The organism is Paraburkholderia sp. 40 (genome assembly GCF_050434105.1).
Lineage (GTDB): Bacteria > Pseudomonadota > Gammaproteobacteria > Burkholderiales > Burkholderiaceae > Paraburkholderia > Paraburkholderia tuberum.
Window position 1 is genome coordinate 2,669,459 of the sequence record NZ_JBNPVY010000002.1, and the last position, 23,368, is coordinate 2,692,826.

The 23,368-nt window shown below is 62.5% G+C and carries 21 protein-coding genes and 2 pseudogenes; 13 read left to right on the forward strand and 10 right to left on the reverse strand.

Annotated elements, in window-relative coordinates:
- Positions 1–67: 67 nt before the first annotated feature.
- Positions 68–985, reverse strand: coding sequence for a CDF family Co(II)/Ni(II) efflux transporter DmeF (gene dmeF / locus OKW28_RS13665; protein WP_429446285.1), 918 nt, complete (start codon positions 983–985; stop codon positions 68–70).
- A 6-nt stretch (positions 986–991) separates the two neighbouring features.
- Positions 992–1,339, reverse strand: coding sequence for a metal/formaldehyde-sensitive transcriptional repressor (locus OKW28_RS13670; RefSeq protein WP_429446287.1), 348 nt, complete (start codon positions 1,337–1,339; stop codon positions 992–994).
- A gap of 170 nt (positions 1,340–1,509) precedes the next feature.
- Here OKW28_RS13670 and OKW28_RS13675 point away from each other — a divergent pair, with 170 nt between their 5' ends.
- Positions 1,510–2,088 carry a copper-binding protein gene (locus tag OKW28_RS13675; protein ID WP_429446289.1) on the forward strand — a complete coding sequence of 193 codons (579 nt, stop codon included), beginning with the start codon at positions 1,510–1,512 and terminating at the stop codon, positions 2,086–2,088.
- Between the two features lie 228 nt (positions 2,089–2,316).
- Entirely contained in the window at positions 2,317–3,318 is a 1,002-nt protein-coding gene (locus OKW28_RS13680) for a hypothetical protein (protein WP_429446290.1), read from the forward strand.
- Positions 3,319–3,884: 566 nt separating this feature from the next.
- Here the strand turns inward: OKW28_RS13680 and OKW28_RS13685 are convergent.
- Positions 3,885–4,448, reverse strand: a pseudogene (locus OKW28_RS13685) (transposase domain-containing protein); the annotation flags it as partial.
- A 276-nt stretch (positions 4,449–4,724) separates the two neighbouring features.
- On the opposite strand from OKW28_RS13685, the gene OKW28_RS13690 reads away from it, so the two are divergent.
- Genes OKW28_RS13690 through OKW28_RS13700 form a run of 3 tightly spaced genes read left to right on the forward strand, consistent with a single transcriptional unit; the run spans position 4,725 to position 6,167 of the window.
- The gene (locus OKW28_RS13690) at positions 4,725–5,168 is read left to right on the forward strand and encodes a hypothetical protein (RefSeq protein ID WP_429446292.1); all 444 of its coding nucleotides are present in this window, start codon (positions 4,725–4,727) and stop codon (positions 5,166–5,168) included.
- The gene (locus OKW28_RS13695; RefSeq protein WP_429446294.1) at positions 5,168–5,731 is read left to right on the forward strand and encodes a lysozyme; all 564 of its coding nucleotides are present in this window, start codon (positions 5,168–5,170) and stop codon (positions 5,729–5,731) included. Before OKW28_RS13690 ends, OKW28_RS13695 begins: the two co-directional genes overlap by 1 nt.
- Complete coding sequence (locus OKW28_RS13700) at positions 5,715–6,167, forward strand: hypothetical protein (RefSeq protein WP_429446296.1); 453 nt, start codon at positions 5,715–5,717, stop codon at positions 6,165–6,167. The genes OKW28_RS13695 and OKW28_RS13700 overlap by 17 nt, the downstream gene beginning before the upstream one ends.
- Positions 6,168–6,971: 804 nt before the next feature.
- Here the strand turns inward: OKW28_RS13700 and OKW28_RS13705 are convergent.
- Both OKW28_RS13705 and OKW28_RS13710 read right to left on the reverse strand, forming a co-directional pair.
- The gene (locus OKW28_RS13705; RefSeq protein ID WP_429446298.1) at positions 6,972–7,601 is read right to left on the reverse strand and encodes a TetR/AcrR family transcriptional regulator; all 630 of its coding nucleotides are present in this window, start codon (positions 7,599–7,601) and stop codon (positions 6,972–6,974) included.
- Positions 7,602–7,677: 76 nt separating this feature from the next.
- Positions 7,678–9,139: pseudogene (locus OKW28_RS13710) on the reverse strand (efflux transporter outer membrane subunit).
- Between the two features lie 76 nt (positions 9,140–9,215).
- Here OKW28_RS13710 and OKW28_RS13715 point away from each other — a divergent pair.
- From OKW28_RS13715 to OKW28_RS13730, 4 genes are all read left to right on the forward strand, one after another.
- Complete coding sequence (locus OKW28_RS13715) at positions 9,216–9,833, forward strand: TetR/AcrR family transcriptional regulator (protein WP_429446301.1); 618 nt, start codon at positions 9,216–9,218, stop codon at positions 9,831–9,833.
- Positions 9,834–9,916: 83 nt separating this feature from the next.
- Entirely contained in the window at positions 9,917–11,032 is a 1,116-nt protein-coding gene (locus OKW28_RS13720; protein ID WP_429446304.1) for an efflux RND transporter periplasmic adaptor subunit, read from the forward strand.
- Entirely contained in the window at positions 11,029–14,169 is a 3,141-nt protein-coding gene (locus OKW28_RS13725) for an efflux RND transporter permease subunit (RefSeq protein ID WP_429446307.1), read from the forward strand. The genes OKW28_RS13720 and OKW28_RS13725 overlap by 4 nt, the downstream gene beginning before the upstream one ends.
- Before the next feature lie 35 nt (positions 14,170–14,204).
- Entirely contained in the window at positions 14,205–15,011 is an 807-nt protein-coding gene (locus OKW28_RS13730; protein ID WP_429446309.1) for an oxidoreductase, read from the forward strand.
- A 141-nt stretch (positions 15,012–15,152) separates the two neighbouring features.
- On the opposite strand, the gene OKW28_RS13735 is transcribed toward OKW28_RS13730, so the two are convergent.
- Together OKW28_RS13735 and OKW28_RS13740 are read right to left on the reverse strand one after the other, a co-directional pair.
- Entirely contained in the window at positions 15,153–15,473 is a 321-nt protein-coding gene (locus OKW28_RS13735; protein WP_429446311.1) for a hypothetical protein, read from the reverse strand.
- Between the two features lie 13 nt (positions 15,474–15,486).
- Entirely contained in the window at positions 15,487–16,695 is a 1,209-nt protein-coding gene (locus OKW28_RS13740; protein ID WP_429446313.1) for a sensor histidine kinase, read from the reverse strand.
- A 213-nt stretch (positions 16,696–16,908) separates the two neighbouring features.
- Here OKW28_RS13740 and OKW28_RS13745 point away from each other — a divergent pair, with 213 nt between their 5' ends.
- The gene (locus OKW28_RS13745; protein ID WP_184049762.1) at positions 16,909–17,271 is read left to right on the forward strand and encodes a response regulator; all 363 of its coding nucleotides are present in this window, start codon (positions 16,909–16,911) and stop codon (positions 17,269–17,271) included.
- Positions 17,272–17,310: 39 nt separating this feature from the next.
- On the opposite strand, the gene OKW28_RS13750 is transcribed toward OKW28_RS13745, so the two are convergent.
- Positions 17,311–18,237, reverse strand: coding sequence for a LysR family transcriptional regulator (locus OKW28_RS13750; RefSeq protein WP_429446314.1), 927 nt, complete (start codon positions 18,235–18,237; stop codon positions 17,311–17,313).
- A gap of 107 nt (positions 18,238–18,344) precedes the next feature.
- On the opposite strand from OKW28_RS13750, the gene OKW28_RS13755 reads away from it, so the two are divergent.
- The gene (locus OKW28_RS13755) at positions 18,345–19,220 is read left to right on the forward strand and encodes an aldo/keto reductase family oxidoreductase (protein WP_429446317.1); all 876 of its coding nucleotides are present in this window, start codon (positions 18,345–18,347) and stop codon (positions 19,218–19,220) included.
- Here the strand turns inward: OKW28_RS13755 and OKW28_RS13760 are convergent, their stop codons facing one another.
- Positions 19,221–20,129 (reverse strand): LysR family transcriptional regulator, encoded by a 909-nt coding sequence (locus OKW28_RS13760; protein WP_429446319.1) that lies wholly within the window; start codon positions 20,127–20,129, stop codon positions 19,221–19,223.
- A 70-nt stretch (positions 20,130–20,199) separates the two neighbouring features.
- Between OKW28_RS13760 and OKW28_RS13765 the strand changes: the two genes are divergently transcribed.
- Entirely contained in the window at positions 20,200–21,024 is an 825-nt protein-coding gene (locus tag OKW28_RS13765; RefSeq protein ID WP_184073980.1) for an NAD(P)H-dependent oxidoreductase, read from the forward strand.
- Between the two features lie 146 nt (positions 21,025–21,170).
- Positions 21,171–22,031: an alpha/beta hydrolase gene (locus OKW28_RS13770; RefSeq protein ID WP_429446321.1), complete on the forward strand. Its 861-nt coding sequence runs from the start codon at positions 21,171–21,173 to the stop codon at positions 22,029–22,031.
- A 19-nt stretch (positions 22,032–22,050) separates the two neighbouring features.
- Here OKW28_RS13770 and OKW28_RS13775 read toward each other — a convergent pair whose 3' ends face one another.
- Complete coding sequence (locus tag OKW28_RS13775) at positions 22,051–23,343, reverse strand: aspartate carbamoyltransferase (RefSeq protein WP_429446322.1); 1,293 nt, start codon at positions 23,341–23,343, stop codon at positions 22,051–22,053.
- Positions 23,344–23,368: the final 25 nt, after the last annotated feature.

The window sequence follows — 23,368 nt, forward strand, 5'->3', positions numbered from 1 at the left end:
GAAGGGCCGGCGTCGAGACACGCCGGCCCTTTGTTTTGATCGCGCCTTGTTGCGCCGGGCGCAGGCGTTATGACGCCGCTTCGACGGTCAGATGCATGACCTCATGCACCGGCGCGAGCCGCGCGCGGATCGTCGCGGCCGTAACGCCACCATGCGTGCGCACACTGACGATCGCGGCTCGCGCCTCCGGGCCGATCTGCCAGACGTGCAGGTCGGCGATCTCGGCGTCGCCGTGCGAATCCAGGATTTCGCGGATTTCGCCGGCCACGTGCTCGTCGGTTCTGTCGAGCAGCACGCCGGCCGTGTCGCGCATCAGCGTCCATGCCCAGCGCGCGATGACGATCGATCCGACGATGCCCATCAGCGGGTCCAGCCAGACCCACCCGAGATAGCGGCCGGCCAGCATGGCCACGATCGCCAGCACCGAGGTCAGCGCATCGGCGAGCACGTGCACGTAGGCGGAGCGCAGGTTGTTGTCGGACCCATGCGCATGGTCGTGATGATGGTGATGATCGTGATGCCCATTGTGCGCATGGCCGCCCGACAACAGCAGCGCGCTGACGATGTTCACGACCAGCCCGATCGCCGCAACCACCGCGGCCTGTCCGAACGCGACACCGGTGGGATGAACGAGCCGGACCGCCGATTCGATGCCGATGCCAAGCGACACCAGCGCGAGAATCAGCGCCGAAGCGAAGCCGGCAAGCTCGCCCACTTTTCCCGTTCCGAAACTGAACGCGCGGTTTGCCGAGTTGCGTCTCGCGAACGCATACGCGAGCGCGGCAATCCCGAGCGCGCCGGCATGCGTCGCCATGTGGAAGCCATCGGCGAGCAGCGCCATCGAGCCGGTCACGTAACCGGCCGCGATTTCGCCGATCATCATGACAACGGTGAGCGCGACGACGAAGTGGGTCCGGCGCGCGTTTTCGTCGTGCGAGCTGCCGAGAAACGAGTGCTCGTGTTTGTGGATCAGATGGTCAGTCATACAAACTTACTTCGAATAGCGGCGGATTGCGCCGATCAATGCATCAACTCCCTTCTTGCGCTGGCTGGCCGTCAGGTCCGGATGCGCGACATGCTCGCGCGCGTGCGCCTCGACGATCTCGTCGAGCAGGCCGTTCATTGCGCCGCGGGTCGCGGCCACCAGGTGCAGGACTTTTTCGCAATCGGCGTCGGACTCCAGTGAACGCTCGATAGCCTGAACCTGGCCCGCGATGCGACGAACGCGCTTCAATAAGCCGTCTTTGTGTATGCTCAGATGTGCCATACATATACCCCCTATAGGTATATAGGATAGCACGGTACTGAGATGGCGTTTCTGATGGCTGTCGGCGGCCATGCCGATGCATACGTCGGCAAATCGTTCGCGTCATACTGTTGGCCGTGGTTGTCCTGTAGGCGCAGAGTTCATGACGCCGGGCACGAATGCTGCGTAGCACGAAGCGATTGCGCTCGACGCGCATGACCGACCGTCAAGCCGTATTGATACCTTGCAGGAGGAGAACGCGGATGAAAACAGCGACGATAGCTGCAGTATTGGTCATCGCGGTGGTGGCCGCGGCCCCGCCGGCGCGAGCGCAGGACGACATGGCGAGCACCGCGCAAGCGATGCTCAGCGCGGCGCAGCCGGTGCATATGACGGCGGAGATCGTCGCCATCGATGCGGGCAACCGTTCGCTGACATTGAAGGGTCCGCATGGCGACGTCGCGATCGTGCTCGTCAGCCAGCAGGTCGCCGGTTTCGATCAGATGAAGATCGGCGATCGCGTCGACGTGCTGTACAAGAATGCGTTGCTCACCAAGGTCGAGAAGGCAAGCAGCGCGGGCAAGGGGATTCGCGAGCGGGTCGACCGGCGGAGCTATGCGCCGGCGTCGGGCGGGTACGAGACGGCGCGGCAGACCGAGGTGCTCGCGACCGTGCTGAAGATCGATCGCAAGCAGCGCCTCGTGACGCTGCGCGGCGCGTCTCAGACCCAGACCTTCGAAGCGGCGCCCGATGTCGATCTGAGCGACGTGAAGGTCGGCGACACCGTGCATGCGGCGTTCGTGTCGGCCGCCGCGGTGCAGGTGACGCCGGTCGGGCAGTGAGCGGCTGGGGCCGCAGTCCATTCCGGCGGCCGCATCTGTTTCGCAAACCATGTCGAAATATGTCGCGGGCTCCCGCCGAATGCTTGCAAAGCCGTGCCTGGCGGGCCCGCGTCGCGGCGAAACAGCGCGACATATGTTCCGTGATGATTTCCGCGGTGTGTCCTTCTATAGTCCGTTCGTCGCCACGCGGCAGTGACGCAAGTGGCCCGAATCCAGCAAGGACATACCGTGAAAAATCGTTCATTCGCAGGTTCCGAGAGGGTCTGCGCCAGCATGGCGCGAGGCGCGCTGCGCAAGGTCGTGCTCGGCGCGGCCGCCGCCGTGCTCGCGCTCGGCAGCGCATCGGCGTTCGCGTGGTCGGGTCACGGCACCGCGTACACGTCGCGCGGCGTCTATAACGGTGCGCACTACGGCTCGTGCGGCGGCGGTGGTAGCTGCTCGCATGCGGGCAGCGTGGCCGGCCCCTATGGCGGCTTCGCGAGCAACACTGGCACAGTCACGCGCACGGCGCCCGGCCAGTTCTCGAACTCGGGTACCGCGACGGGCCGCTACGGCAACTCGGTGCAGCACTCGGGCGACACCAGCTGCGCGGGCGGCTCCTGCTCGCATAGCGGCACGCTGACCGGTCCCGACGGCAAAACGGCGACAACGTCCGGCGACGTGACGCGCACCGCGCCGGGCCAGTATTCGTCGTCAGGCTCGATCACCGGATCGAACGGCAATACGGTCAATCATTCTGCGTCGACGAATTGCGCGGGTTCGACCTGCGCGCGCTCGGGCACGGTGACGGGTCCGGACAACAACAACGTCTATCACTCAGGCACCGCGACGCGGGTCGCGCCCGGCGTCGTGACGACTTCGACGAGCGTGACCGGCACGCAAGGCCACACGGTGAGGTCGAGCGGTACGGTGGTAACAGGCGGCGTGGTGGTCGCGGGCGGGACCACGACGGCGACCGGTACGACCGTGGTCGTTGCGCCGAAGCCGGTGGTGGTCGTGGCGCCGCCCCCGCCGGTCGTCGTGCCGCCGCCGGTCGTGTACGTGCCACCGAAGCCCGTCGTGGTGACGCCTCCGCCGGCCTATGTTCCGCCGCCGATGATGGTCGTGGCGCTGCCCCCGCCGCAGGCCGTCTACGTCGCGCCGCGTCCCGTGTATGTCGCGCCGCGGGCTGCGGTCTGGGTGCCGGGCCATTGGGTCGGGCGCGTGTGGGTGCCGGCGCATTGGGCCTGACGATGAGCGCGGCGATGAGAATCAGAACCTGCGTAGAATCGTGGCGCTCACGTCGCGCCGCGCGGTGCGACGCGATGTGCGAAATGGCGGGCTCGTGTCCACCATCTGCTGAGGCGGAGCGTCACTCGCGAGCGCAAAGGGCTGCGCGGGGCGCGCTCCGCAAAGCGGTCGCGCTCGCGACGATCGTCGTGGCGACGTTGCTGGCGATCAACGCAGTCATCGACGCCAGCGACGCCAACGACGACCTTCGCGCGAACCCCGCCGCCGGGGCGGCGAGCGACTGTTCCGCGCGCTACGCCGCGTTGCTCGATCTGGCCGAACTCGCGCGGCGTGACGGCAAATCGTCCGAGGTGGTCGTGCGTGGCTTGAGCCAGCAGAACGGGGCAATGAGCGAGTGCATACCTGCAGGCCGCGTCAGGCCTGCACCGCCATGACATTGAACGCGGCCGCGTCAGATCGCATTCCAGAAAAATCGCGCCGGGGATCGGATTGAACACGTAGGCGTCGATGGGCTCGAATCCCAGCGATGCGTAGAGGCCGAGCGCCGCTTGCATCGTCGTCGGCAGTGTGTCGAGACGCATGCGGCGATAGCCCGGCACCAGATGCGTGGCAAGCGCGGTGAGCGTAACCGCGCGCAGTTGGGGGTAGCTACCACTGCGGCCATGAGCGGCGGCAGAGGCGCCGAAATGTCTGCGGTTGGCGGCACTGTCGGCGGGGCGCAGCGTGGTGCCATCCATCGCGAACAGCGAGAATCCCTTGAAGAGGTATCGGTCCTGATCCTGCGCAACCCGGTTTCTAGCTGATTCGTGAAACAGCCACGCCAGTGGCGTCACGCCGACGCGCTACCGCGCCTGGGTGATGGCACGCCTGCTGACAAACGACGCATCGGCCACAGGTAACGCAAGGTCCAGTTCATCGACGACCTCGCTGATTGACTGGTGTCGGTACAGCGCGATCGCGATCACCAGTCATACGACCTGTTGCGCGGGAAGTCGACGCCGACGCACGCTGGCACTGCCACTGGCCTGCACTGCAGACTCGATCCATTCGTACGGCAGATGCTGGCCCAGCCGTCCCCATTCGAAGGGCGGCTGTGATTTGACAAGAAGGCGCAGATCATCAACCAGCATGGCGATGCAAGTTAACATCGCCACGCCCCGTTTACAACTACTTTGCGCAGGAAACAAAAATGCCGTTCAGTCGCTTAACTGAACGGCATTAGGGCTCAATGCCGCCATTTTTGTTGGGCCGTGATATCGGAAAAATGCACTGAATGAGATACCCGGAATCATCAGAATCGCAAATATTTGTCAAAATGGTTTTATCTCAAATTAAAGTCGTTGACCGTGTCGTGTGTTAGATGGTTAATTCTCTGCGTGTTTTTCTGGAAAATCAGCAGAGGTCAAATGGGACAGCAGAAACAGGATGAAACCGGCGGCAAGGAAGAGTGCCAGCTTTGCCGTATCACCTATTCAATCTACTCAAACTTTCCGCCAATGTCGTCCGCCATGGCGCTGAACGCCGAAACCGGCGAATGGTTTCCGTTCGATAGGCTGAAGTCGTATTCAAACGGTTACGACATGGCCGAAGCCCTGGGTTACGCATGGGCGTGCGACTGTCGCGGGCGGAAGGCAGCGCCAGCGCTAACGTCGAAGGATCGCACTCACGACGAACAATACACACTCAAAGATGGTGACGGCCGCGTTATGCCCGACACGTATTACACGGTTCGCCTGCCGTCCGGTTCGCTCGTCCACGGCGTAACGGATGGTCTGGGGCGCACTAAACGCTACAAAACAAACGGCGCTCAATCCATACATATTTATCTTGGTCACAGAGAGGGGGCGTAATGCCTGACGCACTTGGAACAGCGGTAACGAATACAAATCCGGATTCGAATATGGTGGTCCAATCCAGACGACCAGGCAAACCCTGGAAGATATCGCAACAAGGGATAACTTTCATTGCAGGCTGGGAAGCTTTCATGCCGCATATATATGACAATGACGGGGCTGGTAAAGGAGGTAATGCAACTGTTGGATATGGGCATCTGGTTCATATGGGGCCAATATCTGGTGCGGCGTCTGAAGCGCCGTTTCGTAATGGCATAACAATTGCGCAGGCGCGAGAATTATTGCTGCTTGATCTTGAATACCCGGAGCGCATTGTAAATAAAAAAATTCACGTGCCATTATATCAGTTCGAGTACGACGCACTCGTTTGCTTTGTATATAATCTTCCAAGTGGTAATGCTGGCTTGCTGAATCTTGTTAACTCGGGTCATTATGACCGCGTGCCGGCCAAATTTTTAGAGTACACGATGGCCGGTGGTGTGCATCCGCGCGGACTGATCAAGCGACGTCGCTCAGAAGGTAGTCTTTTCAAGGACGGAAATTATGACCACAGCCATTAAAGCCATCGTGGCCGTATTAATCGTATTGGCATCTATTTCCGTGTTTGCGGATACGTCATGTGAAGAAAAGGCAAAAACTCGAAACGATTTTCTTGCCTGCACTAACGCCGACACAGAAAAAATTCTCGCTGGCGCAGAGAATCTGTATCAAGGCATCAGGAAGATCACGACGGGAGATAAACAAATTGCTCTAGACAAGAATTTTGAAGTATGGAATGAAAAAATATCATCGGACTGTACTTTAATTGCTTATTCCTTTAATGAATGGAGTGATCGCTATGCTCCTGATACTGGTTTTCAGGTTGCGGAATGCCGGTTGAAGATCGCGTCGCAGGAAATGGAATTCTATAAGTGGCTGGCTTGTCCTGGAGATATGGAAACATCAAAAATTCCAAAATGTGCTGCGATCAATAAATTACTTCGAGGAAGTCAGTAGAAAGGATTGCGAGAGTGACGCAATGAATTTGTGTCGACCTCTATCCAATAAAACGGGTTGAACGACCCGTTTCGACGGGGCCATTTAAAGGCAGGTCATGCGGGCAAGCGGCACCACCACGACTGGGCATAGGCGACATCGCCGATGAACTCGATGCCGGTGAGCACGAAGCCGTTAGGCCCCGTCCAGCTAATTTCAACATCGTGCAGCGGTGGCAGTGGCGGCCAGTCCGCCGCGCCGACTGGTGAAAAGCCGCAATCTTCGTCATCCGCCCGTACCGCTCCAACTGGCTGTGAGTAGTGTCCAGATCACCGGTAACGGGCTCCGCACTTTCTACGTCGCGAGTGCTGCGCTTTTTCCCGCGCTCGCGTGGCCCGGACTCTCATGAACTTTGATAAGGGCGATCAGCCAAGCCGATAGCGTGTAACACCAAGCGACTGCACGGACGGGAGCCGTGTTCCTGGGCATCTGCTTTTCGCTGTTCTGTTCCTTTGATGCGCTCGTTTCCGCGGTCGCGATTAATGATCGTGTTTCCTTCGGCAGGGGGGGCGTCCTGCAGATTACAGGTTTCGTACACCCAGCGCTCACGGCGTGCGTACTGAGCGTCGCTGCTCGACCCTCTCCGGTCATTTGACGCTTCCGCAGGTCAACGGCCGGTAAGAAATCCGAACGGACACTCTATCAGCCATTCTCCGTTGACTCTCTGGCCGCCTCCGCGCGCGCGACAACCAGGAGACTCGGCTGATACCAACTGATGGATTGAATCGCTTGACCGGGTATTTGTGGAGGAGGCGCAAGATCAAACTATGTTTCAGTCAGGACTGGTGCATTGCAGAACATCTTTGTCAAAACGTTGCTCAAAATCGCTTCGGCCGAAGCGATCGACAGATCATTGGGCATCGTCATGTTGAAGTAGAGGATGCCGTCGACCAATGCGATAACGGCGAGCGCGTGGTCGGCGAAAGGGCCCGGCAACTGTATGTTGAGGCGCTTGCATAACTGCTCAGTGAAGTACGCGATCATGTCGCGCTTTTGCAGGCATAAGGCATTCACATGTTGTCGGAATTTCGCGTCACGCATGGCATGCAAACGTGCCTCAGCCCAGATGATGTAGTTGTTGTCGTCGCGATAGCACTGCGCGTACAACAAGGTGAGCTGCACTTGCAGGTTTTCGCTGGACGGTGCGGCGTCTCGCAGCTTCTGCAAGTTTTCTTGCATGTTCTGGTGATCGAGACGGAGCAGTTCGACGAATAGATCGCTCTTGCTGCTGAAGTTCGAGTAAAACGCGCCGCGGGTATAGCCGGCCTGGGCTGCGATATCCTCCACGCTAGTCGCAGCAAACCCTTTTTCGGCGATGCTCGACGCTGCTGCGTCGAGCAAGCGGCGCCGGGTTCGCTCGCGACTTTCTTCTCGCGTCATTCGTTTGTGTGGCATGCGGCAAAGCGCTCATATGGCAAAGAACGATGGCCAAAATCCACGCTCCTGGCAAATCGTTGGGTGCGTAGGCTTGCTATTTGATGGCGACCGCTTCGGATTCGCGAGGTTGCCATCCGCCACCGAGCGCCTTGAAGGCAGCAACCGCTGCGCGTGCGGATTCCGTTTGCGCCTGCACCCGCTCATCCGAGGCGCGCAGCAGGTTGTCGTCGGCTTGCAGGACTTCAATCAGGCTGACGACACCTTTTTGATAGGCCGCAAACGAGGCGGCTCGCGCCCGGCCGAGCGAGTTCACTCCCTGGGCGAGAACGGCAGCCTGCTCCTCGCGCTTGACGAGTGCTGAAAAGGCATTTTCTACATCCTCAGTTGCACGTAGTGCAGCGAGCCGATAGGCAGCCAACTGTTCCGCCTCCTGCCCCTTGGCCTGCCCGATCTGCGCATTGATGCGGCCGAAATCGAACAGACGCCAGCGCAGGCCCAGCACCCCGGCAGCCTGACTGGCGCCGCCGGTGAACAGATTGCCAGCGGCCATTGATGTTGCGCTGCCGATCAGTCCGCTCAGAGAGAGTTTCGGGTAATACTCGGCGATGGCCACGCCGATGCGCGCGTTCGATGCGGCGAGGCGACGCTCGGCCACGATCAGGTCGGGCCGGCGCCTGAGCAGCTCTCCCGGTGTTCCCGTGGCCGCGATCTGCGGGGCGGCCGGGATGTCGCCAGCTTCGACCAGCTCGGCCCGATGCGTGCCGGGCTGTGAGCCCAGCATCACATCCAGCGCGTTCATGGCCGCGTCGAGACCCGTCTCGAGCACTGGCACGGATGCCCGAACCTGAGCCAGCGCACCTTCAGCCTGGCTCACCTGAAGGTCGGCCGCCAATCCTTTGCTATACAGGAGGTTGATGGTCGAGAGCAGATCCTGCTGCGTCTGCACCTGCCGCCGTGCAACCTTCAGACGGGCCTGCAATCCCACGAATCGTGATGTAAATATCGGCAGTCTGCGCCGCCACTGCCAGGCGCGTGGCCACCGCACCGGCTTCCGAAGCCTGGTATTCGGCAAGTGCCGCTTCCCGCCCGCGGCGCAGGCCTCCGAACACGTCCAGTTCCCAGCTCGCGTTGAAATTGGCCTCGTAATCATTGCCGTAGCGATCGAAACCGGGCGTCGAATTCAGGACTCGCCCCAAGGGGGTTTCAACCGACTGGTAGACTCGCGCCGCCTGCCCGCTGACAGTGCCGGACGGCAGCAGCGCGGCATTCGCCGCGCCAAGTCCCGCGCGCGCCTGCGAGACGCGAGCGGCGGCCTGCGCGAGGTCCAGGTTCTGTTCCAGCGCGAGCGTGACGAATCGTGTCAGTTGCGGATCATCGAAACCCGTCCACCACGTGACAAGGTCGGCCCTGGCCGCCGCGTGCCGGTGATCCACCGCGACCTGGCCCTGGAACTGCTCGGGCATGGCCACGTTGGGCCGGACATAATCGGGGCCTACAGCGCAGCCAGCCGAGAGACTGGCGACAATAACCGCGGCAAGGATGTGTTTGGGTAGCATGAGCGTCTTCGCAAGATTCCGGTGGTGACTATAATACCAAATAGTCACTGGTTGTCCATTCCTGTATGCTATACCCATGAAAAAAGCCACCACTTCGCCCATCCCGGCGCGCGGCCCCGCTGACCACGAGGTACGGGATCAGATCGTTGTCGCCGCCACCGAGCACTTCAGCCGGTATGGCTACGAGAAAACGACGGTGTCCGACCTCGCCAAGGCGATCGGGTTTTCCAAGGCCTACATCTACAAGTTCTTCGAGTCCAAGCAGGCCATTGGCGAGATGATTTGCGCGAACTGCCTGCACGAGATCGAAACCGAGGTCAGGTTGGCCGTCGCACAGACCGATCTGCCACCGGAGAAGCTGCGGCGGATGTTCAACGTCTTCACGGAAGCGAGCCTCCGTCTGTTTTTCCAGGACCGCAAGCTCTACGAGATTGCCGCATCGGCGGCCACGGAGAACTGGCAGGCGGTGCTTGCGTATGAAGAGCGCGTCCAGAAGTTGCTTCGGGACGTCCTCCAGGAGGGTCGGCAAAGCGGGGACTTCGAGCGCAAAACCCCCCTCGATGAGACTGCGATGGCGATCTATCTGGTGTTGCGCCCCTACCTCAACCCAATGCTCCTGCAGTACAGCTTCGATTACACCAAGGTCGCGCCTGCACAACTGTCCAGTCTCGTGCTCCGCAGTCTGTCGCCTTGACGGAAATTTCGATTGTGACCATTGACTAAGTTGGTCACTAGAACCATAATGAAAGCCCCGATCACTCCGTCAATGGGTCTTTCATGCTCCGGCGTCGCCTTGCTACCTCTACAGTCGTCTGTGCACTGGCACTTGCGCTAGCCGCCTGCGGCGCAAAAGCACCGTCCGATCCGCGCACCGAAGCGCCCCTGGTGCGCACCGCCATCGCTCAGGCGGCGATCCCCGCCTCCCGTTCGTTTACCGGAACCGTCGCCGCGCGCGTGCAGAGCGAGCTGGGATTTCGCGTCTCCGGCAAGGTGCTCGAGCGGCTGGTGGATGCCGGGCAAACCGTCAAACGCGGCCAGCTGCTGATGCGCCTCGACCCCATCGATCTGAGGCTTGCCGCGCAGGCCCGGCAGGACGCGGTCACCGCCGCGCGAGCACGGGCGCAGCAGACCGCGCAGGACGAAGAGCGCTACCGCGACCTGCGCGGCACCGGCGCGATATCGGCATCGGCCTACGACCAGATCAAGGCGGCGGCCGATGCCGCCAAAGCGCAGCTCAGCGCGGCCGAGGCTGACGCCGACGTTGCACGCAACGCGACCGGCTATGCCGAGCTGATGGCAGACGGCGACGGCGTCGTGATGGAAACGCTGGCCGAGCCGGGCCAGGTCGTCAGCGCCGGCCAGCCCGTGGTACGCCTGGCCCACGCCGGGCGCCGCGAGGCTGTCATCCAGCTACCCGAAACCCTGCGCCCCGCGATCGGTTCGGTCGCCCAGGCCACGCTGTTCGGCAACGGCGGTGTTAGCGTTCCGGCGACGCTGCGCCAGCTTTCGGATACGGCGGATCCTCGTACCCGGACCTTTGAAGCGCGGTATGTGCTGCAGGGAGAGCTGGCCGACGCCCCACTGGGCGCCACGGTGACGGTCCAGATTCCGGATGCGCATTCCGCGGTGCAAGGCGGTTTGCAGGTGCCGATCGGCGCGCTGTTTGACGCGGGCAAGGGACCGGGGGTGTGGGTCATCAACGGCGAGCCGGCAAAGGTTGCCTGGCGGCCGGTTACTGTCGAACATCTGGACGACGATAGTGCTCGCGTCGCCGGTGAGATCAGGCAAGGCGACCGGATCGTCGCGCTCGGCGCGCAGCTGCTGCGCGAAGGCGAGCAGGTCCGGATGACAAGTCAAGCGGTCGCCATGACGGCCGAGGGAGCCCGTCCGTGAGGGAAGGCCGTTTCAACCTGTCGGCGCTCGCCGTGCGCGAGCGCTCCATCACCCTGTTCCTGATCTGCCTGATTTCACTGGCCGGGCTCGTTTCGTTCTTCAAGCTGGGCCGGGCGGAAGACCCCGCGTTCACGGTCAAGGTGATGACCATCATCACCGCCTGGCCGGGAGCCACGGCGCAGGAAATGCACGATCAGGTCGCCGAGAAGATCGAAAAGCGCATGCAGGAGCTGCGCTGGTACGACCGGACCGAGACCTACACACGGCCTGGGCTGGCCTTCACGACCTTGACCTTGCTCGACAGCACGCCGCCGTCGGAAGTGCAGGAGCAGTTCTACCAGGCCCGGAAAAAAATCAGCGACGAGGCAAATAACCTTCCGGCTGGCGTGATCGGGCCGATGGTCAATGACGAATATGCGGACGTCACGTTTGCCCTCTTCGCCCTGAAGGCCAGGGGCGAACCGCAGCGCCTGCTAGTGCGCGATGCGGAGACGCTGCGCCAACGGTTGCTCCACGTGCCGGGCGTGAAGAAGGTCGACATCATCGGCGAGCAGTCGGAGAGAATCTATATCGAGCTCTCACATGACCGGCTGGCAACGCTGGGCGTGAGCCCCCAGGACGTGTTCGCGGCGCTCAACGGTCAGAACGCCCTGACGCCGGCCGGCTCCGTGGAGACCAAAGGTCCGGAGCTGTTCATTCGCCTGGACGGTGCCTTTGACAACCTGCAGAAGATCCGCGACACGCCGGTCGTAGCGCAGGGCCGCACGCTGAAGCTGTCGGACATTGCCACCGTTACGCGTGGCTATGAAGATCCGGCGACGTTCATGATCCGCAACAACGGCGAACCTGCACTGCTGCTGGGCATCGTCATGCGCGACGGCTGGAACGGGCTCGACCTCGGCAAGGCGCTGGACAGCGAGGTCAGTGCGGTCAACGCCGGGCTGCCGCTGGGCATGAGCCTCACCAAAGTCACCGATCAAGCCGTCAACATTCATTCGGCGGTCGACGAGTTCATGCTCAAGTTTTTCGTCGCGCTGCTGGTGGTCATGCTGGTGAGTTTCGTCAGCATGGGCTGGCGGGTGGGCCTCGTCGTTGCCGCGGCCGTACCGCTGACACTCGCGGTGGTGTTCGTCGTGATGGCCGCGACCGGCAAGAACTTCGATCGCATCACGCTCGGATCGCTGATCCTCGCGCTCGGCCTGCTCGTGGACGACGCGATCATCGCGATCGAAATGATGGTGGTAAAGATGGAGGAAGGCTACAGCCGCATCGCCGCCTCCGCCTACGCGTGGAGCCATACGGCCGCGCCGATGCTGGCGGGCACGCTGGTGACCGCCGTCGGCTTCATGCCCAATGGCTTCGCGCGCTCCACGGCCGGCGAATACACCAGCAACATGTTCTGGATCGTCGGCATCGCACTGATCGCATCGTGGGTCGTCGCCGTGGTCTTCACGCCCTACCTGGGTGTGAAGATGCTGCCCGACTTCAAAAAGGTCGAAGGCGGTCACGACGCGATCTACGACACGCCGCGCTACAACCGCTTCCGTCAGCTGCTCACGCGCGTCATCGCGCGCAAATGGCTGGTCGCCGGTTCGGTCGTGGGCCTCTTCGTGCTGGCCATCCTCGGCATGGGCGTGGTCAAAAAACAGTTTTTCCCGATCTCCGACCGTCCCGAAGTGCTGGTCGAGGTGCAGATGCCCTATGGCACGTCGATCTCGCAAACCAGCGCCGCCACGACGAAGGTCGAAGCGTGGCTCGCGAAGCAGAAGGAAGCCAGGATCGTCACCGCGTACGTCGGGCAAGGCGCGCCACGCTTTTACCTGGCGATGGGGCCGGAACTGCCCGATCCGTCGTTTGCCAAGATCGTGGTGCGCACGGACAGCCAGGATGAGCGCGACGCATTGAAGCAGCGACTGCGTCAGGCAGTCTCCAACGGTCTCGCCCCCGAGGCGCGCGTGCGGGTTACGCAACTCGTATTCGGTCCATATTCGCCGTTCCCGGTCGCCTACCGTATCTCTGGCCCGGACCCGGACAAGCTGCGCGGTATTGCGGGAGAAGTTGAGCAGGGGATGGAGGCCAGTCCGATGATGCGTACGGTCAACGCTGACTGGGGTGCGCGCACGCCCACGCTGCACTTCACGTTGCAGCAGGACCGTCTGCAGGCGGTGGGGCTGACATCCAGCGCCGTGGCGCAACAACTGCAATTCCTGCTAACCGGCGTGCCCGTCACCGCCGTGCGTGAGGATATTCGAACCGTGCAGGTCATCGCGCGTTCGGCCGGCGATGTTCGTCTCGACCCGGCGCGGCTCGGCGACTTCACGCTGGCTGGCGCGAACGGGCAACGCATTCCGCTGTCGCAGGTGGGCAAGGTCGACGTGCGCATGGAGGAATCAATCATGCGCTGGCGGGACCGCGTGCCGACGATCACGGTACGGGGCGACATTGCCGACAACCTTCAGCCGCCGGACGTATCGACGGCGATCACCAGGCAGCTTCAACCCATCATCGCCAGGCTTCCGACCGGCTACCGTATCGAAGAGGCGGGCTCAATCGAGGAATCGGCTAAAGCGACGAAAGCCATGTTGCCGCTCTTCCCGATCATGCTGGCGGTTACGCTCATCATCATCATCTTCCAGGTGCGCTCGATCTCCGCAATGGTGATGGTGTTCCTGACCAGCCCGCTGGGCTTGATCGGGGTGGTGCCGACGTTGATTCTGTTCCGGCAGCCGTTCGGCATCAATGCGCTGGTCGGTCTCATCGCGCTATCGGGCATCCTGATGCGCAACACGCTGATCCTGATCGGACAGATTCACCAGAACGAGCAGGCGGGGCTGAATCCGTTCCATGCGGTCGTCGAAGCCACCGTGCAGCGTGCCAGACCGGTGATCCTGACGGCCATGGCGGCGATCCTCGCTTTCATCCCGCTGACCCATTCGGTGTTCTGGGGAACCCTCGCGTACACGCTGATCGGCGGTACGTTCGCCGGGACGATTCTGACCCTGGTCTTCCTGCCGGCGATGTATTCGATCTGGTTCAAGATTCGACCCGAGCGTATCGCCGGCTTGCGCAAAGATCGGCATGAGCAGGTGCAGCCTTCCGAGCAAACGCTGCAGGACGCGCTCGACGCGGGCAGTTAAAAAAACACCATCAATTCACCTGAAGGGAGCTGTTCATGTCGAATTCCACTGTTGTGGTTGTTACCGGCGTCTCATCGGGTATCGGACGCGCCGCTGCCGAGAAGTTTGCCCGGCGGGGGTGCCGCGTATTTGGCACCGTGCGCAGCATGGCAAAAGCGGCGCCTATCTCGGGAGTCGAGCTTGTCGAGATGGATGTTCGCAACGATGCTTCGGTCCAGGCTGGAATCCAGTCCGTCATCGATCGCGCCAGGCGAATCGACGTGCTCGTCAACAATGCAGGAACGAGCATGATTGGCGCGGTCGAGGAAACGTCGACTGCCGAGGCCTCGTCTCTGTTCGATACCAATGTATTCAGCATTCTGCGCGCGACACAGGCTGTACTCCCCCACATGCGGGTACAACGCGGTGGAAGGATCGTCAATGTCAGTTCGGTGCTCGGGTTTCTCCCGGCGCCCTACATGGGACTCTATTCGGCGTCCAAGCACGCTGTGGAAGGGCTGACCGAAACCCTGGATCATGAGGTGCGCCAGTTCGGCATACGCGCAACGCTGGTCGAACCGACTTTTACCAGGACCAATCTCGACATCAATGCGCCCCAGGCGGGTTCGAAAATCGCCGACTATGACCGCGAGCGTGCCCTTGCAATGAGCGCAGTCGTGAACAGTGTCAAAGGTGCCCCCGAGCCCGAGGGCGTGGCAAACACGATTGTCGAAGCGGCGCTTGGCGCCTGGCGGATGCGTCGCACGCCTGCCGGACAGGCGTCGTTGCTCAGCAAGTTACGCCGCTTTATGCCTGCTGGTCCCGTCGATTCAAGCTTGAGGAAAACATTCGGCCTTGGTTGAAGCGCTCGTCCACGCATCACGTTGCGGCCAAGGTTCGACGAGTCCCTGTTTCTGAAAAAGGCGTATCAGTTATCAGGACAACTTCATGAACTCCACCGCGACCATTCGGTAGCAAGCCGACTCTCGACCGTATGGAACAGCTCACCGGCACGAGCGGTTGCGCGAGTCTCTTGAACGTGACATCCGTCGCGTTTTAGTGCGAAGCGGCCGCTGGAACGACATCGTGCGCATGATCGGACGCATCGCGACGCAGCCGACGATACCGCCAGGATCGGCGCTCGCGCCGTTGCTCGCGAGCAGCACGCGGCCGCGCGGCGCCGCGAATTTGCCTGGCCGGCCGGCGAGTTCAGCGTCGAATTGCTGGAAGCCGAGATCGACGCCGAAACTCTCCGCGGGCTCGCGGAAGATGGTCCGTACAGCCTCGATCTGCTCGGGGAAGCGGGCAGTGTGCAGATGGATCATGCGATGGGTCGGGTCATTGAACGCGCAGCGGAAACCGGATCTCGAACGTGGTCCCCACGCCCTCGCGCGACGCAAACTCGATCTGCCCATCGAGCACGCGGCATAGCTCCCTGACGATCGCGAGCCCGAGCCCCGTGCCCGGAATCTCGTCGCAGGCCGCGCGCTCGAACTCATCGAATACGCGCGCCGCGTCGGCGGGCGCAATGCCGACGCCGGTGTCGGAGACGCGAATCGCCCAGTGTTCGGCGCCATGCATCGCGAACCGGATTTCGACTTGCCCCGACTTCGTGTACTTGATCGCGTTGGTCAACAGATTGACCGCGATCTGCTTGAGCTTCAGCCGATTCGACGTGACGACCGGCAGCGCCGCGTCGAACGCGCTGCGCAACGCAAGCCCTTTCGCCTCGATCGACGGTCGCGTCGACGCGACGAGTTCGTCGAAGAGTCCGCGCAAATCGACGTCTTCGAGCACGAGCGGGGCGGAGTCTCCGAGCACGACCGAGTACTCGACCATCTGATCGACCAGTTGCTTCATGTCGGCAGCCTGACGGTTCGCGAGCGTCAATGCGGTATCGGCTTTCGACGGCGCTCGCTCGATCAGTTGCAGCGCGACCGAAAACGCGTTGAGGAAATTGCGCAGATCGTGCACGACGCTGCGCGTGATCTGCATCCGCGATTCATATAGATCGCCGACCAGCCGTTGCTCGAGCGTCAATTCGTGATTCGCGCGTTCGAGCCGTCCCGTGTATTCGTCGATCTTGCGATCGCGCTCGGCGACCACTTCCTTGATCGACTCATACCTGACCACGCTGAATGCTTCGGCGATCAGGCGGCGCGCGCGGCTCTCGTGACGGCGCGTGCACGTCCGGTCGCGTTCGACGAACTCTTCGAGCGCTTCGAAGACCACCTGCTGAAAGAGGTCCAGTTCGCGCACCAGCTCTTCGATCCGGTAGCCCTGCTGCCAACGGACCTTGCCGTGCTTCTTCGCGTCGCGCTCGATCGACGTTTCGACGCGCTCGAGATCTTCTGCATCGAGCACCCGGTACAGCTCGTCGAGAATATCCGGCAGATGGTCGGCCAGTTGCCGATAAGTGAGCTTGTCCGCTTCGACGAGATCGGCGTCGGCGGAGACCGCATGCATCCATTGCCGCGTCAGGCCGCCCCGTTCCGCACGGATGAAGTTGGCGAAGTTGCGCAGCGGGCTCACGCGTCTGTCGGTCATGATGGATACCGGAATGGAGTTTCTACAACATACAACGCGCGAACGGTTCGAACGCCTCGATTTGCGCGGGCACCGCAAACCTGTTTCGCTGCCGATCGGCTAGGCGACCCGATGCGCGCCGGGAACCCGCGTCATTATCCGCGTAATTGCCGTTCGTGGAACATCTCTTGCGAGACTCTGATCAGACAAGAAGGCAAATTTCGTCCGCAAAACATGATGTATTCGATCTTGCTGGTCGACGACGAACCGGAAATTCTAGCCGCATGGCGGTTGATTCTGGAGAGCGAAGGGTATGAGGTGAGTTGCGCGAGCAACGGCGCCGAAGCACTCGCTTGTGTCGTCGCTCACGTTCCCGACCTGATTGTTACGGACTGGATGATGCCGGTCATGGACGGCGCGGAGTTATGCCGCCGTTTGAAATCGATGCCGCTATCCGTCAACGTACCGATTCTGGTCCATACCGCGGTGCCGCCTTCGGACAGCGATGCGCATTACTGCAGCGCATGTCTGCTGAAGCCGATCGGCGCGGATCTCTTTCTGACCACGATCGCGCAGCTCTGCGCGCCACGATGCTGATATGGCACGCGTCGCCGCGTTCACCGTCGTGTGATGACGTCAACGCCGTGCCACGTCATCGTCCGGAACGTCTGCTGAGTCGGCCTTCAGGAAATCGACGAACGCGCGCAGCGGCGCGGGCACATGACGATGGCCCGGATAGTAAAGAAAAGGCCCTGAAAAGCGCTGCCACCACGGTTCGAGAATCGCTTCGAGCGCGCCGCTGTCCAGATGCGGGCGCAGCATGTCTTCGAACAGGTGAATGATCCCGAGGCTCGCGACCGCGCCGCTGACCGCGAGGTCGATCGCGGCGCCGGGCCGCACCAGCAGCGGCCCTGTCGGATTCAATTGCAGCAGCTCGCCGTCGCGCTCGAAGTACCAGGTCGGCATCGCGCCGCTGGCGAATTGCCCGCGCAGGCAGGCATGCGCGAGCAATTCGCCGGGATGTTGCGGACGGCCGTGCGCGTCGAGATACGCGGGCGACGCGGCGGTCGCGAAGCGCTGCACGCGCGCGCCGATCGGCACCGCGATCATGTCCTGCTCGAGGCGTTCATCGTAGCGAATGCCCGCATCGCAACCGATCGACAGCACGTCGACGAAACCATCCTCGACCACCACTTCGACGCGAATATCCGGGTACTGCTTCAGAAAGCGCGCAAGCACGTCGGGCAGCACGATGCGCGCAACGCTCGACGGCACGTTGAGCTTCAATGTACCGGTCGGCTTGTCGCGAAAGCCGTTCAGCACGTCGAGCGCCGCTTCCATTTCGCCGAACAGCGGCGTCAGCTTCTCGATCAGACGCAGCCCGGCTTCAGTCGGCGCGACGCTGCGCGTGGTGCGGTTCAGGAGCCGCAGCCCGAGTTTCGTTTCGAGGCGCCGCACCGCGACGCTCAGACTCGACGCCGACACGCCGCTCACGCGCGCCGCGTCGCGAAAGCCGCCGGCGCGGGCGACGGAAACGAAGGCGGCCAGATCATTCAGTTCCATGACGATTGATTGTGCAGAATTTTGAACAACCCGTGCACGTTAGACCGCTTTATTCAACAGCGCAATTCCGGCGATACTGCCGCTCATCACTTCACAAGGAGATCGTCATGCCGAACTTCAGCTTCATCGACACTTTCGCACTAGCCGGCCGCCCGGTGCGGCGCATGGGCTATGGCGCGATGCAGCTGGCCGGCCCCGGCGTGTTCGGGCCGCCGAAAGACCGCGACGCGGCGCTCGAGGTGCTGCGTGAGGCGGTCGCGTCGGGCGTCGACCACATCGATACCAGCGATTTTTACGGGCCGCACGTGACCAATCAGTTGATCCGCGAGGCGCTCCACCCGTATCCACGCGATCTGACGATCGTGACGAAGGTGGGCGCGGTGCGCGATGGCGCCGGCGCCTGGCTGCCGGCGCAGGAGCCCGCCGACCTCGAGCGCGCGGTGCATGACAATCTGCGCAACCTCGGGCTCGACGCGCTCGACGTGGTCAACCTGCGCGTGATGGGCAACGTGCACGAGCCGAGCGAGGGCTCGATCGAAAAGCAGGTCACGGCGCTTGCCGAGCTGCAGCAGCGCGGGCTCGTGCGTCATGTCGGCCTGAGCAACGTGACGGCCGCGCAGATTGCCGAGGCTCAGCGCATCACGAAGGTCGTGTGCGTGCAGAATCACTACAACCTCGTGCATCGCGACGACGATGCGTTGATCGATGCGCTCGCGGAACAGGGCATCGCCTACGTGCCGTTTTTCCCGCTGGGTGGCTTCACGCCGATTCAATCGTCCGAGCTGTCGGAGCTTGCGCGCAAGCTCGAGGCGACGCCGATGCAGCTCGCGCTTGCCTGGCTATTGCATCGGGCACCTAACATTCTGCTGATTCCGGGCACGTCTTCGGTGACTCATCTGCGTGAAAACCTGCAGTCGGCGCAGTTGAAGCTCAGCGACGAGGTGCTCGATCAACTAGGTGCGATCGGCGCTGAAAAGGGCTGATTACACCGATGCCGCGATGAACTCCCGCAACCATTGATGCGCGGGATCGCGATGCACCCGCTCGTGCCATAGCATCGCCATCTCGTAGCCCGGCACCTCGACGGGCGGCTCGACCATCCGCAGCGCGTCCGTGCCGCGCACGAGACGCGCGGGCAGCATCCCCACGAGATCCGTGCTCGCGAGCACCGACTGCATGAACAGAAAGTGCGGCACCGACAGCACGACCTTGCGCGCGAGTCCCACCTTCGCGAGCGTCTCGTCGGTGACGCCGAAAAAGCCGCCGCCATCGGGCGACACGATCACGTGTTCGAGCTTGCAGAACTGCGCGAGGGTGGGCCGGCGCTTCAGCTTCGGATGACCCGCGCGGCCGACCAGCACGTAGCGCTCGGCAAACAGCACGCGACGGCGCAAGCCTTCGGGCGCGCCTTCGCTCGTATGAAAGCCGATATCGATATCGCCCTGTTCGGCCTGGCGAGCGAGCCGCGGCGGCACCGCCTCGACGATCGCGAGACGCGTGCCGGGCGCCACCGCGCGCAAGCCCGCGAGCATCGGCAGGATGATCGTGGACTCCGCGTAGTCCGTTGCGGCGATGCGCCAGGTTTGCGTCGCCGCGGCCGGATCGAATGGACTGGTTGGCGCGACCGCGCGCTGCAGTGCGTCGAGCGCTTCGCGCAATGGCTCGCGCAGTGCCTGCGCTTTCGCGGTGGGCCGCATGCCGCGCGGTCCCGGCAACAGCAGCGGATCGCCGAATACATCGCGCAGTTTCGCCAGATGCACGCTGACCGACGGCTGAGAGAAGTTCAGCCGTTCGGCGGCGCGGGTCACGTTGTGCTCTTCGAGCAGCACGTCGAGCGTGACCAGCAGGTTCAGGTCGAGTCTTCTGAGATTAACCACGGCAATACCTGACATATTGGGAATTCATTTCCAATATACCTTGGCGATGCCTATCGTGACTGTTTTCAGCCACGAAGGTCCCATCATGAACGTTCTCATCATCTATGCGCATCCCGAACCGAAATCGTTGAACGGTTCGCTGAAGGACTTCACTGTCCGCCATCTCGAACGCGCCGGCCATACGGTGCAGGTGTCCGATCTGTACGCGATGAACTGGAAAGCGTCGCTAGACGCACACGACACCAGCGAGCGTCACAGCGGCGAGCGCTTCTTCGCGTCGCTCGAATCGAAGCATGCGTTCGAGAACGGCTTGCAGAGCGAGGACATCGCGCGTGAGCAGGACAAGCTGAAGTGGGCCGATGCGGTGATCCTGCAGTTTCCGCTGTGGTGGTTCTCGATGCCGGCGATCATGAAGGGCTGGGTGGAGCGTGTCTATGCGTACGGTCTCGCGTATGGCGTCGGCGAGCATTCCGATGCGCGCTGGGGCGAGCGTTATGGCGAGGGCCGTTTCGCGGGCAAGCGCGCGATGCTGATCGTCACGACGGGCGGCTGGGAGTCGCACTACAGCGCACGCGGCATCAACGGTCCGATCGACGACGTGCTGTTCCCGATCCAGCACGGTGTGCTGTATTACCCCGGCTTCGAGGTATTGCCGCCGTTCGTCGTCTATCGCACGAGCCGCGTCGACGAGGCGAAGTATGCCGAGGTCAGCGAGGCGCTTGGGCGACGGCTCGACACGCTGTGGACGGCCGCGCCGATCGCGTTCCTGCCGCAGAACGGTGGCGCGTATGAGATTCCGGCGCTCACATTGCGGGACGATCTGGCGCCGGGGCGGGTGGGGTTTGCCGCGCACGTTGAAGATGCGGGCGCAGAGACGGCAACTGAAGCCGATGAAGCGACCGAAGCCTGACTGGTTCGTATGTTTCGCTGAAATTTGGTTGTAAGTCGCCATTGCTACAGTCGTTCGCGGACATAGGCCGAGGCATGCCGGGGCGCTCTTCTTCGGATGCCTGACGAACGTAAGCAGCAAGAAGCAAGCGCAAGGGGCGACTCACCATGAATCCAGTCCATACGTTCTGGCTCATTCTGATGCTGATCGCATCGCCGGCGTGGGCGTTCCAGTCGCGCGTCGTCACGATTCCGAGCGCGGCGATGCATCGTACGTTCGACGCAACCATCGTGCTGCCCGATCGATACGCGCGTGGCAACCAGGCCGCGCGCTTTCCGGTCGTCTACGTGCTACATGGCTCGGGCGGCGATTACACGGACTGGACCGCGAATTCGCATATCGGCAAGCTCGCCGACCGCTATCACGTGATCCTCGTGATGCCCGACGGCGGCCGCGACAGCTGGTACATCGATAGCCCCGTCGATCCGCGCAGTCGCTACGAAACCTACGTGGGTACGGAAGTGGTGGCCTATATCGACAGCCATTTCCGCACGATCGCGACGAAGCAGGCGCGCGCTATCACGGGCTTGAGCATGGGCGGCTTCGGCGCGCTACGCATCGCGCTCGACCGGCCCGACGCTTTCGGCGCGGCGGGCAGCATCAGCGGTGCGGTGGACCCGCGCGGCAGCGAGGACGAGCCCGGCATCGAGCGGGTGTTCGGCGACCCGATGCAAGATGCGGACTTCTGGAACAGCAAAGCGATCGTCGCGAGTGCGGAGGATTTCGGCCGTGACCATATCGCGCTGACGATCGATTGCGGCGTGAACGACTCGCTCGTGCAGTCGAACCGGCTGCTGCACGAGCGGCTCGTCGAACTCGGCGTGCCGCACGATTACGCCGAGCGGCCCGGCGGCCATACGTGGAAGTACTGGTCGAACGCGGTCAAATATCAGGTGCTGTTCTTTGCCGGCACGTTCAGGCAGGCGGCGCGCGAAATGCGTGACGCGCGGGCCGCGGCCGCGGCCTGACGGCGGACGGCTATCCGCGTCAATCGATTCCGTGAAACACCGCGTCGTCCGGTCCCAGGTAGACCGGCGGGCGCCACGCGGCATCGCGCATCGAATGCTGGACCTGTTTGTCGACGCCGAGCAGCACCGCGAAAATCGCCATCCGCACCGGAATGCCGTTGTCGGTCTGCCGGAAAATCGCGAGCCGCGAATCGTGATTGAGGTCGGTGCTCAAATCGTTCGCGCCGGGCCGGCTGTCGCGCGGCAGCGGGTGCATGATCAGCGTTTCGGCGCCGCACACGCTATCGACGAGCGCCTGGTTGATCTGGAAGTCGGGCGTGTAGCCTTCGAACGATTCGTCGGTGAAGCGCTCCTTCTGGATGCGCGTCGCGTATACGACGTCGGCGCCGCGCAAGCCAGTGTGCAGGTCGTGCGTCTGTTCGATCACGTGAGCGTTGCGCGAAATCTGCTCGATGATATAGCCCGGCAATTCGAGCATCGGCGGCGAAATCAGCGTGAACTTGATGCCGCGATACAGCGCCAGCAGCTTCACGAGCGAATGCACGGTACGTCCGTACTTGAGGTCGCCGACCAGCGCGATGTGCGCGCCGTCGACGATCTTGCCGAGCCGCGAGAACTCACGCTGGATCGTGTAGAGATCGAGCAGCGCCTGGCTCGGATGCTCGCCGGGACCGTCGCCGCCGTTGATCACCGGCACGTTGGTCGCGCGCGCGAATTCGGCCACCGAGCCTTGCTCCGGGTGGCGGATCACCAGCGCGTCGACATAGCCGCTCATCACCCGGCTCGTGTCGTAGATCGATTCTCCCTTCGCCATCGACGAAAACGTGAAGCCGGTCGTGTCGCACACCGAGCCACCGAGCCGGCAGAACGCCGCGCCGAAGCTCACACGAGTACGCGTGCTCGCCTCGAAGAACAGATTGCCGAGCACCGCGCCTTCGAGCACGCGCGAGATTTTGCGGCGCCGGGCGATCGGCTGCATGATGTCGGCGACGCGAAAGAGTGCCTCGACCGAGTCGCGCGAAAACTGATCGACCGACAGCAGCTGCGGCTTGCCCTCGAACAGAATCTGGCTTGCGAGCGATTGCGAGTCTACGCTTTGCGTATATCCTTCGCCCGGCTCCGTGTTCGCGACGATCTCCGACACGAAACGCTCGACGATTTCCGGCATCGCCCGCGATTCCTGCGAGTCGTCCGGCAGCAGCCACGTATCCAGCGCCCGGCGTGACACGCCGATGCGGTTAGCGAACGTATCGCGCGTCATGTTCAGGCGACGCATCGCATCGCGTAGGAAGGCTTGTTGCGGAACGCTCATGAGGGCACCTGTCGCAAAAGTGGGT